General features: G+C 64.3%; 1 protein-coding gene. It reads left to right on the top strand.

Annotated elements, in window-relative coordinates; genetic code table 11:
- The coding region (locus QZH66_RS16560; RefSeq protein WP_305806964.1) for an AMP-binding protein at positions 1-875 on the top strand (875 nt) is incomplete at its 5' end.
- Positions 876-1,165 lie beyond the last annotated feature (290 nt).

The following is a 1,165-nucleotide window of genomic DNA, read 5'->3' as shown; positions in this document are numbered from 1 at the left end:
CCATGGACGGCAAGTCGATTTACGAGCTGATGGAGGCCGAGGGCGTGACCTATGCCGCCGGCGTGCCCACCGTGTGGCAGATGCTGCTCTCCCACCTCAAGCCCGCGGGCCTGAAGTTCTCGACGCTCAAGCGCACGGTGATCGGCGGCTCGGCCTGCCCGCCGGCCATGATCACGGCCTTCCAGGACGACTATGGCGTGGAGGTGCTGCACGCCTGGGGCATGACCGAGATGAGCCCGCTGGGCACGCTGTGCACGCTCAAGAACAAGCACCTGGCCCTGCCCAAGGACCAGCAGATGAAGATCCTGCAAAAGCAGGGGCGCGCCATCTATGGCGTCGACATGAAGATCGTCGACGGCGACGGCAAGGAATTGCCCTGGGACGGCAAGACCTATGGCGACCTGCTGGTCCGCGGGCCGTGGATTCTCGATACCTACTACAAGGGCGCCAGCCCGCTGGTGGCCGACGCGCAGGGGCGCCAATGGTTTCCGACCGGCGACGTGGCCACCATCGACGCCGACGGTTTCATGCAGATCACCGACCGCAGCAAGGACGTGATCAAGTCCGGCGGCGAGTGGATCAGCTCGATCGACATCGAGAACATCGCCATGGGCCACCCGGCCATCGCCATGGCCGCCTGCATCGGCATGCCGCATCCCAAATGGGACGAGCGCCCCATCGTCGCGGTGACGAAGAAGCCGGGCGCGCAGGTCACGCGCGAGCAACTGCTCCAGTTCTACGAAGGCAAGACGGCCAAGTGGCAGATCCCGGACGATGTGGTGTTCGTCGATGCCATCCCGCTCGGGGCCACGGGCAAGATGCTCAAGGTCAAGCTGCGCGAGCAGCTCAAGGATTACAGGCTTCCCGGCTTGTAAGCCGGGCCGCGGCGGCGCTCGGGGGAGCGCTGCCGCAGAGTCGCCTAGGCGATAGGGTTAGGGGCAATCCCTGAGCGCTGCATGGGGGGCGGCAAGCTACCCTGCACCTGTTGATTCATAAGGAGACAAAAGATGAAATTTGCTATCAAGGCAGTAGCGGCATCCATCATCCTGGCGAGCGCCGGCGGGGCGTTTGCCCAAAAAGGCGAAACCGTCAAGATCGCCTGGCTGGATCCTCTCTCGGGCCTCATGGCCGCACTCGGCTCGAACCAGCTCAAGAGCTGGCAGTT

It is taken from the genome of Stenotrophomonas sp. YIM B06876 (assembly GCF_030711595.1).
Classification (GTDB): domain Bacteria; phylum Pseudomonadota; class Gammaproteobacteria; order Xanthomonadales; family Xanthomonadaceae; genus Stenotrophomonas.
This window is presented reverse-complemented; position numbering and strand designations above follow the sequence as displayed.